The following is a 9,857-nucleotide window of genomic DNA, read 5'->3' as shown; positions in this document are numbered from 1 at the left end:
GGACGGGCCCCGCGCGAGCCGGGACAGGCCGCCGGTGTCGCCCGGCGGGCCGTCGGCGTCCTCGGCCGGGGTGGGTTCGTCGGTGCCCCGCAGGGCCGGCCAGGCCCGGTAGACGACGGCGACGATGGGGACGGCGACGGCGGCGCCGGGGATGCCCGCGAGGACGCCGCCGGTGGTGATCGCGAGGATGACCGCGAGGGGGTGCAGGCGGACCCAGCGTCCCACGACCATCGGCTGCAGGAGGTGGGACTCCAGCTGGTGCTCGACCAGCAGGATGCCGAGGAAGATCAGCGCCGCCACGCCGCCCTTGGCGCCGAAGGTGACGGCCACGGCCAGGCCGCCGCCCACGAAGATGCCGACGATCGGGATGAAGCTGCCGAGGAAGATCACGACGGCCAGCGGGGCGACCAGCGGCACCCCCATCACGGCCAGGACGATCGCCAGCACCACGGCGTGGATCGCGGCCACCAGCACCGTCCCGTGGACGTACTGGGACAGCGTCTCCCAGCCGGCGCGGCCCGCGCGGTCGACCCGCGCCCGGTAGCGGCCGAGCCCGCTGGTCGTCCAGTCCCAGATGCCGGGGCCGTCCTTGAGCAGGAAGAACGTCACGAACAGCAGGAAGACGATCGCGGCCAGCGCCTCGATGGTCGCCGTCCCCCAGTCCAGGGCGGTGCTGGCCAGCATGCCGCGCCGCGCCTCGACCCACTTGCTGCCCTGGTCGACCGCGTCGTTGAGCTTCGAGTGCTGGACGTGCAGGGGCCCGTTCTCCAGCCAGTGCTGGACGGACTTGGCGGTGCCCTGGACCTCCGTGACCAGCTTGGGGAACTCCTCGTTCGCCTGGATCCCGACGTAGGTGCCGATGCCGCCGAGGACGGCCAGCGCGAACAGCAGCGTCAGCCAGGTCGCCGCGAGGGCGCTGAGCCCGATGCCCTGCAACCGGACGGTCAGCGGCCGCAGCAGGGCCGTCACGAACAGCGCGATCGCGCACGGCAGGAAGACGATCTTGAGGGTGCCGACCACCCAGGTCAGGCCGTAGACGACGATGCCGATGGCGATGAGCCGCCAGGCCCACGCCGCCGCCGAGGCGAGCAGCGGCGGCACCTGTGGCGATCCGCGTCCGCCCGTCGTCCGATCGTTGGCCACTGCGCGCCCCGTCCGTGCGATGGTCCCGAAGGCCGTCAGGGCAAGGTTAGGCGTCTTCGCGGCCCTGTGGGGCCCCGGGCCGGTGGACGGTCAGGCGTCTCAGCGCGTGAGACGTCCGTCCTGGTGATTGGCACGGGATCGCCGCGTCCTCTAGCATCGCGATCGTGACACGTCGCTATTTCGGGTTTACGCAGCCGGCTCCGGGTGAGCCGGTCGGCGCGACCTGAGCGACGACCCCGGAGCCGGCAGAAGGCGGAGCCCCACAGGGCTTCGTCTTTTTTCATGCGAACGCGCGGCCCCGGGTACGGCTTGAGGGGCCGCCCTTGACGAGAGGACCCCGGATGGCCGAGGAACTGCGGATCTGCCTGCCCGACCCGGCGGACATCGCCGACCTGGACGCGGCGCGGACCGCGATCGACACGATCGACGCGGCGCTCGCCGACCTGCTGGCGCACCGGGCCGAGGTGGCGGGCGTGGTGCAGCGGCTCAAGCCGGTCGGCGGCTTCGCCGGGCGCAACCCCGAGCGGGAGCGGCGGATCGTCGCGGCGATGGCCGAGCGCGCGCCCGCGCTCGGCGCGGAGCGGCTCGCCCGCATCATGAACGCCGTGATCGAGGCCGGGCTGGAGGCCGCCGAGGAGTCGTCCGCCGCCGCGTCCTCCTGACCCGCAGGGCGGCGGCGTCCGCGGCGACCGGCCGGACGGCGCTTCAGATGCCGCCCTCGTCGGGGACGGCCTCGGCGGCCACCGCCTCCGCGGGCACGACCTCGGCGGGCGCGACGGCGACCCGGCGGCGGTTGACCGCGCGCCAGCCGGCGTACAGCGACAGCGCGACGAACGGGATGGCGGCGACCGCCCACTTCTGGTCGCCGTCGAAGACCATCAGCGGCACGATGGCCCCGAGGAAGGCGAGGGTCGCCCAGTTGGTGTAGGGCGAGCCGGGCATCCGGTAGCCGGGCCGCTCCACCTCGCCGCGCGCCGCCGCGCTGCGGAAGCGGACCTGCGCGTACAGCAGCGCCGCCCAGGTCGTCAGGACGCCGAGGGACGCGATGGACGTGGCGATCTCGAACGCCTTGTGCGGCAGGAACACGTTCAGCACGACCCCGGCGAAGTACACGAGCGAGGTGAGCAGGATCCCGCCGTAGGGGACGTGCCGGGAGTTCATCCGCCCGGTGAACGCGGGCGCCTCGCCGCGCTGCGACAGCGACCGCAGGATCCGTCCGGTGGAGTACAGGCCGGAGTTGCAGGACGACACGGCGGCGGTGAGCACGACCAGGTTCATGATGCCGCCGATGCCCGGCACGCCGAGGTAGGTGAACACGGTCACGAAGGGACTGCGGTCGCGCGGGTAGACCGTCCACGGCAGGACCACGACGAGCAGCGCCACCGCGCCGACGTAGAACAGGACGATCCGCCAGACCACGCCGTTGATGGCGCGCGGCATGACCTCGCGCGGGTTCTGCGCCTCCCCGGCCGAGATCCCGACCATCTCGATCGCGGCGTAGGCGAAGATCACGCCCTGCAGGCTCAGCAGCACCGCCCACAGCCCGCGGGGCAGGAAGCCGCCGAAGTCCACCAGGTTCGGCAGCTCGGCGTGGTGGGACGGCCCGACCCCCGCGTGCGTGGCGAGCAGGACGACCCCGACGACCAGGAAGGCCAGGATCGCGGCGACCTTCAGCATCGCGAACCAGAACTCCAGCTCCCCGAACAGCCGCACCGACACCAGGTTGACGGTCAGCAGCACCGCCAAGGCGAGCAGCGCCGACAGCCACTGCGGGAAGCCGGGGGCCCAGTAGTGCACGTAGATGCCGACGGCGGTGATCTCCGCGACGCCGGTCATCGCCCAGCTCAGCCAGTACATCCAGCCGCTGGCGAACCCGGCCCACTCGCCGATGAAGTCGCGCGCGTAGGAGACGAAGCTGCCGGTCGTCGGGCGGTACAGCACCAGCTCGCCGAGGGCCCGCATCACGAAGAACGCGGCGACCCCGGCGGCGGCGTAGGCGAGCACGAGCGCGGGACCGGCGGAGTGCAGCCGCTGCGAGGTGCCGAGGAACAGCCCGACGCCGATCGCGCCGCCCATCGCGATCATCTGGACGTGCCGGGGCTTGAGCGACTGGTGGTAGCCCTCGTCCTCGTCCCCGCGCGGGATGCCGACCGGGGGCCGGCCCGCCCGCGCCGCGTCCAGGACCAGGGCCGCCTCCTCGCGGGCCGCCGAGGCGATCTGCCGGGCCATGTCGCGGGCCGCGTCGGCGGCCCGGTTGGCGCCCCTCCCCCGCTCGTCGTCCTCGCTCACGCCCGCCCCCCGGTGGTCGTCCCCGGCGTCGGGACGCGACACCGGATATGGGGCATTGGTACCCGGCCGGGAGGCGCGGACGGTCAAGCGGAGCTCAAGACTCCGCGGCGACGATCTCCAGGGCGCGGGCGAGGTCGTCGGGGTAGGGGCTCTCGAACTCGACCCACTCGCCGTGGCCGGGATGCTCGAACCCCAGCCGGACGGCGTGCAGCCATTGGCGCTTCAGCCCCAGCCGGGCGGCGAGGGTCGGGTCGGCGCCGTAGGCCATGTCCCCGACGATCGGGTGCCTGATCGCCGACATGTGCACGCGGATCTGATGCGTGCGGCCGGTCTCCAGGTCGACGTCCAGCAGCGTCGCGTGGCGGAATGCCTCGACCGTGTCGTAGTGCGTCACCGACGGCTTGCCTCCCGCGACGACCGCGAACCGGCCGTCGTGCGAGGGGTGCCGGTCGATCGGCGCGTCCACGGTGCCGCGGAACGGGTCGGGGTGGCCCTGGACGAGCGCCTGGTAGCGCTTGTCGATGCGGCGCTCCTTGAACGCGCGCTTGAGCCGGGAGTAGGCGGTCTCGCTCTTGGCGACGACCATCGCGCCGGTGGTGTTGGCGTCCAGCCGGTGCACGATGCCCTGCCGCTCGGACGCGCCGGACGTGGCGATCGTGTGCCCGGCCCCGAGCAGGCCGCCGAGGACGGTCTTGCCCGTCCAGCCAACGGTCGGGTGCGCGGCGACGCCGATCGGCTTGTTCACCACGACGATGTCGTCGTCCTCGTAGAGGATGCCCATGCCGGGGACGGGCTCGGCGACCGGGACGGGCGCGGACGGCGGCGGCGGGAGGGTGACCTCCAGCCACGACCCGCCGGTCACCCGGTCGGACTTGGCGACCTCCTTGCCGTCGAGGAGGACGTCCCCGGCGGCGATGATGTCGGCGGCGCGGCCGCGGGACAGGCCGAACAGCCGGGCGAGGGCGGCGTCGACGCGCTCACCCTCCAGGCCGTCGGGGACGGGGAGGCTGCGCACGTCGCTCACGCGGCGCCCTCCTTGCGCTCGCCCGTCTCGTCCGTCCGCCCGGTGCCGGAGTCGCCGCCGGTGCCGGAGTCGCCGTCCGGGCCGGTGCCGGCGTCGGTCTCGTCGCCGACGCGGGTTCCGTCCACCTGCAGTCCGCGCGCGGCCAGCAGGACGGCCAGCACGCCGCCGCAGCAGATCGCCGAGTCGGCCAGGTTGAAGACCGGCCAGTGCGGCAGCTCGATCCAGTCGACCACGTGGCCCTTGAACAGGCCGGGGGCGCGGAACACCCGGTCGACCAGGTTGCCCAGCGCGCCGCCGAGCAGCAGGCCGAGGCACACCGCCCACGGGACGCTGCGCAGGTTCCGGGCGGTCCGGACGATCGCGACCACCACGCCGAGCGCGATGATCGTGAAGACGAAGGTGTAGCCGGTGCCGATCGAGAACGCGGCCCCGCTGTTGCGGGTCTGGCGCAGCGTCAGCAGCCCGCCGAGCAGCCGGACGGTGTCGCCGTCGGTCAGGGTCGACACCACGACGACCTTGGACACGATGTCGGTCGCCAGGGCGGCGGCGGCGACGGCGACCAGCGCGCCGATCCGGCGCGGCCGGACCCGTCCGCCGTCCGCCCCGGGGGTGGGGATCGGGTCCCGCGCGCCGCTCGGCGGGGCTCCTGGCGTCTCCGGTGTGCCCGCCGGGGGGCTGCTGGCTGAGGTCAATTCAGTGACGTTCCTCGCGTTGTTTGCAGGTCACGCACAGCGTCGCGCGGGGATAGGCCTGAAGGCGGGCTTTGCCGATCGGCTTGCCGCACGACTCGCACTCCCCGTACGTCCCGGCGTCCATGCGCTGGATGGCCCGCTCGTTCTGCGCGAGCAGGTCACGGGAATTGTAGGTCAGGGAGAGCTCGTGTTCGCGCTCGTAGGTCTTGGCCCCCGCGTCGGCCTGGTCGTCCCCGGCCCCCTCGCCGCTCTCGTCGGCGATGTGCGAGGACAGCTCGATGATCTCCGCCTCCAGCGCGGCGATGTTGGCCCCGAGGACGGCCCGGACCTCGGCGAGCTCGGTCTCGGTCCAGTTCGCCTCGTCCCCGCGGACGGGCAGCTCGGCGGCGGCCGTCTTGGCTCCGGCGCCGGCCTCGGCCTTGGTGCCCGCCGATCTGACGCCGGCCTTGGCGGCGTTCTTCGCCGGAACCTCGGCCGCCGTTCTTGCGGGGGCCTTGGCGGAGCTCTTGGCCACCGCCTTTCCGGTCGTCCGGGCGGGCGTCTTGCCCTTGGCCGCGGTTTTCGCGGGCGCTTTCGCCGACGTCTTCGCGGGGGCCTTCGCCGGGGCCTTGGCCGGGCTCTTCGCCGGGGCCTTCGCCCCGCCCTTCGCGGTGGCCGGGGCCTTGGACGGGGTCTTCGCCGGTGACTTGGACGGCGTCTTCGCGGGGGCCTTGGCGGGCGGCTTCGTCTTGGCCGCCGCGCCCCTCGCCGGGGTCCTCGCTGGTGTACGCGCCGGGCGCTTGGACGCCGCGCGCTCGGTGGTGCTCCTGGCGGCCGTCCGGGTGGTGCGGGCGCCGGCCGGGGCGGCCTTCCTCGCGCTGGTCTTCTCGACGGACGGTGCGGGCAGCATAGGTCCCCATTCCCCCTGATGTTGCGGCCCGGACGAGGTGTCCGGGCCGAGTACAGCCCGCAATATGCCCGGTGCCCCCGAGCCGAGAAACCCCCGATTCGGCAGGCATGCCCAACCTTTGCCAGCGTGACGCACCTCACATCACATGGCCGCCCCCGGCCCCGCGGACGTCCCCCGCGGCCCACCGGCGGGGCCGCATCCGACGCCGGGCCGCGCGGATATCCGGAAGAGTTCGGACGCGCCGTGCGTTACCCTCAGTCCAGCAGTCTTGTCGGCAGGCGAAGATGGGGACACCTGCCGCCGAAGGCGGTCCTGAGCGACCCGGGGACGGTGCGAGCCCGGGGACCGGCCCGGCGGTCTGATCACCCCGGAGCCGCCGGAGGAACGGCCCGGCACGTCCCACCGGACGGCGGGCCCAGTAGAACCGGCAGCCGAGCGGCTCAACGAAGCGGGCCGCGCCCTCGCGCGCGGTCAAGGAGGGTGGTACCGCGGGGCTCGCGCCTCGTCCCTCCGGAAACGTCGTCCGACACGTCGATCCGGAGGTCCGCCGACCGTGAGCCGTCAGTTCCGGCCCCTGCCCGCGCAGGTCGATCTGCCCGCCCTGGAGCGGGACATGCTGCGCCGCTGGCAGGAGAACAAGATCTTCGAGCGGTCGCTGGAGCGCACCGCCGGCGGCCCCCGCTGGGTGTTCTACGAGGGCCCGCCCACCGCCAACGGGATGCCGGGCGTCCACCACGTGGAGGCCCGCGTCTTCAAGGACGTCTTCCCGCGCTTCCGGACCATGAAGGGCTACCACGTCCCGCGCAAGGCCGGCTGGGACTGCCACGGCCTGCCCGTCGAGGTCGCCGTCGAGAAGGAGCTCGGCCTCACCGGCAAGAAGGACATCGAGGAGTACGGCGTCGCGGAGTTCAACGACCGCTGCCGCGAGTCGGTCCTGCGCCACGTGGACGCCTTCGAGGAGATGACCGAGCGGATGGGCTACTGGGTCGACATGTCCCAGGCCTACCGCACGATGGACCCGTCCTACGTCGAGGCGGTCTGGTGGTCGCTGAAGCAGGTCTTCGACAAGGACCTGCTGTTCCGCGACTTCCGCATCACCCCGTACTGCCCGCGCTGCGGCACCGGCCTGTCCGACCACGAGCTGGGCCAGCCCGGCGGGTACGAGACCGTGTCCAGCCCCTCGGTGTACGTCCGGATGCCGGTCACCTCCGGCCCGCTCGCCGAGCTGGACGCCAAGCTGCTGATCTGGACGACCACCCCGTGGACGCTGGTGTCCAACACCGCCGTCGCCGTCCACCCGGACGTCACCTACGTCGCCGCCCGCCCGGCGGACTCCGACGAGGTGCTGGTCGTCGCCGAGCCGCTGCTCGCGCGGGTGCTCGGCGAGGACGCGGAGGTCCTGGCGTCCTTCCAGGGCCGCGAGCTGGAGCGCACCCCGTACCAGCGGCCGTTCGAGCTGGTCGAGATCCCCGACGCGCACTACGTCGTGCTCGGCGACTACGTCACCGTCGAGGACGGCACCGGCCTCGTCCACCAGGCTCCCGCCTTCGGCGCCGACGACATGACCGTCTGCAAGAACTACGGCATGCCGATCGTCAACCCGGTCGGCCCGGACGGCCGGTTCCTCGCGTCCGTCCCCCTGGTCGGCGGGACGTTCTTCAAGGACGCCGACGAGCGCCTCACCGAGGACCTGCGGATCCGCGGCCTGCTGTTCAAGGGCGGCCACTTCGACCACAGCTACCCGCACTGCTGGCGCTGCCACACCGCGCTGCTGTACTACGCGCTGCCCGCCTGGTACATCCGCACCACCGCGGTCAAGGAGCGGCTCCTTGAGGAGAACGCGAAGACCAACTGGTTCCCCGAGAACGTCAAGGAGGGCCGGTACGGCGAGTGGCTGCGCAACAACGTCGACTGGTCGCTGTCCCGCAGCCGCTACTGGGGCACGCCGCTGCCGCTGTGGGTCTGCGAGGACGACGAGGACCACGTCACCTGCGTCGGCTCCCTCAAGGAGCTCGGTGAGCTCGCCGGACGCGACCTCGCCACGCTGGAGCCGCACCGCCCGTACGTGGACGACGTCACCTTCGCCTGCCCGTCCTGCGGCGGCACCGCCCGGCGCGTCCCGGACGTCATCGACGCCTGGTACGACTCGGGCTCGATGCCGTTCGCGCAGTTCGGCGCCCCGCACAAGAACCAGGACGTGTTCGAGCAGTCCTACCCCGCGCAGTTCATCTGCGAGGCGCAGGACCAGACGCGCGGCTGGTTCTACTCGCTGATGGCCGTCGGCACGCTGGTGTTCGACCGGTCGTCCTACGAGAACGTGCTGTGCCTCGGCCTGATCCTCGCCGAGGACGGCCGCAAGATGAGCAAGCACCTCGGCAACGTGCTCCAGCCGATCCCGCTGATGGACCAGCACGGCGCGGACGCCCTGCGCTGGTTCATGGCGGCCGGCGGCCTGCCGTGGGCGTCCCGCCGGGTCGGCCACAACACGCTGGAGGAGATCGTCCGCAAGGTGCTCCTCACCTACTGGAACACCGCGTCCTTCTTCGTCCTGTACGCCAACGCCGCCGGTGAGGGCGAGGGCGCGCGCGCCTGGACGCCGGACCGCGCCGCCGAGGCGCCCGCCCCGGCCGACCGCCCGCTGCTGGACCGCTGGGCGCTCGCCGAGCTGCACCGCACGGTCAAGGAGGTGGACGACGCGCTGGAGCAGTTCGACACCGCGCGCGCCGGACGCCGCCTCGCCGAGTTCGTCGACGACCTGTCCAACTGGTACGTGCGCCGGTCCCGGCGGCGGTTCTGGGCGGGCCCGGAGACGGCCGAGGGCGCCTCGGCGTTCGCGACCCTCTACGAGTGCCTGGAGACCCTGACCCGGCTGATGGCGCCGATGACGCCGTTCATCACCGACCACGTCTGGGACGTGATCCGGCCCGCGGACGCGCCCGAGTCGGTGCACCTCACCGAGTGGCCCGCCGTCCGGGAGGACCTGCTCGACCCGGCCCTCACCGAGCACATGGCGCTGGTCCGGCGGCTGGTCGAGCTCGGCCGCGCGGCGCGCGTCGCGTCCGGCGTCCGCACCCGGCAGCCGCTCGGCCGCGCCCTCGCCGGCGCGTCCGGCTGGGCCGGCCTGCCGGACGAGCTGCGCGCGCAGATCGCCGACGAGCTGAACGTGCAGTCCGTGCAGGACCTGGCGTCCATCGGCGGCGACCTGGTCGAGTACGAGGTCAAGCCGAACTTCCGCTCGCTCGGCGGCCGGTTCAAGAAGGACGCGCCGAAGGTCGCCAAGGCCGTCACCTCCGCCGACCCGGCCGAGCTGGTCGGCGCGCTGCGCGGGCCGTCCGGCACGGCCTCGGTCGAGGCGGACGGCGTCGGGACGGTCGAGCTGACCGCCGCCGACGTGATCGTCACCGAGCGGCCGAAGTCGGGCTGGGCGGTCGAGTCCGGGCAGGGCGAGACCGTCGCGCTCGACCTGACCGTCACGCCCGAGCTGCGCCGCGCCGGGCTCGTGCGCGAGGTCGTCCGGCTCGTCCAGGACAGCCGCAAGGCCATCGGCCTGGACGTCACCGACCGCATCGAGCTGTGGTGGGACGCGCCGGGCGGCGACCTCGCCGAGGCGCTGCGCGAGCACTCCGGCGTCCTCGCCGGCGAGGTGCTCGCGACCACGGTGACCGAGGGACGTCCCGACGCGGACCTCCAGGCGTTCAACGACGCCGAGCTCGGCCTCACCTACCGCCTCCGCCGCGCCTGACCGCCGCCCCGGCGGACCGTCCGGTCACCCGGACGGCCCGCCGGGTGGCCGGCAGTGCCTTGTCGCCGGGCGTCCCGT

At 73.3% G+C, this 9,857-nt stretch carries 7 protein-coding genes; 2 read left to right on the top strand and 5 right to left on the bottom strand.

Annotated features, from left to right (window positions below; translation table 11 throughout):
- Positions 1–1,143: AI-2E family transporter (locus AB0J52_RS15300; RefSeq protein WP_500182204.1), on the bottom strand; the 1,143-nt coding region annotated here is incomplete at its 3' end.
- Positions 1,144–1,484: 341 nt separating this feature from the next.
- Here AB0J52_RS15300 and AB0J52_RS15295 point away from each other — a divergent pair.
- Complete coding sequence (locus tag AB0J52_RS15295) at positions 1,485–1,805, top strand: chorismate mutase (RefSeq protein WP_500182203.1); 321 nt, start codon at positions 1,485–1,487, stop codon at positions 1,803–1,805.
- Positions 1,806–1,848: 43 nt separating this feature from the next.
- On the opposite strand, the gene AB0J52_RS15290 is transcribed toward AB0J52_RS15295, so the two are convergent.
- Genes AB0J52_RS15290 through AB0J52_RS15275 form a run of 4 tightly spaced genes read right to left on the bottom strand, consistent with a single transcriptional unit; the run spans position 1,849 to position 5,527 of the window.
- Entirely contained in the window at positions 1,849–3,474 is a 1,626-nt protein-coding gene (locus tag AB0J52_RS15290; RefSeq protein WP_500182202.1) for an amino acid permease, read from the bottom strand.
- A gap of 52 nt (positions 3,475–3,526) precedes the next feature.
- A complete protein-coding gene (locus AB0J52_RS15285; RefSeq protein ID WP_500182201.1) occupies positions 3,527–4,456 on the bottom strand; it encodes an RluA family pseudouridine synthase in 930 nt (309 codons plus the stop codon).
- Positions 4,453–5,148 carry a signal peptidase II gene (gene lspA / locus AB0J52_RS15280; RefSeq protein ID WP_500182200.1) on the bottom strand — a complete coding sequence of 232 codons (696 nt, stop codon included), beginning with the start codon at positions 5,146–5,148 and terminating at the stop codon, positions 4,453–4,455. The genes AB0J52_RS15285 and lspA overlap by 4 nt, the downstream gene beginning before the upstream one ends.
- A 1-nt stretch (position 5,149) precedes the next feature.
- Entirely contained in the window at positions 5,150–5,527 is a 378-nt protein-coding gene (locus AB0J52_RS15275; protein WP_500182205.1) for a TraR/DksA family transcriptional regulator, read from the bottom strand.
- Between the two features lie 1,063 nt (positions 5,528–6,590).
- Between AB0J52_RS15275 and ileS the strand changes: the two genes are divergently transcribed.
- Positions 6,591–9,779 carry an isoleucine--tRNA ligase gene (ileS, locus tag AB0J52_RS15270; protein ID WP_500182199.1) on the top strand — a complete coding sequence of 1,063 codons (3,189 nt, stop codon included), beginning with the start codon at positions 6,591–6,593 and terminating at the stop codon, positions 9,777–9,779.
- Positions 9,780–9,857: the final 78 nt, after the last annotated feature.

Source organism: Spirillospora sp. NPDC049652 (assembly GCF_040675125.1).
Classification (GTDB): Bacteria; Actinomycetota; Actinomycetes; order Streptosporangiales; family Streptosporangiaceae; genus Spirillospora.
Note: the sequence above shows the minus strand (reverse complement) of the source record. Positions and strands in the feature narration are given on the sequence as shown.

Excerpts from the sequence above, each read along its gene's own strand:
- AB0J52_RS15295 (WP_500182203.1), top strand. The coding sequence starts at position 1,485 with ATGGCCGAGGAACTGCGGATCTGCCTGCCCGACCCGGCGGACATCGCC.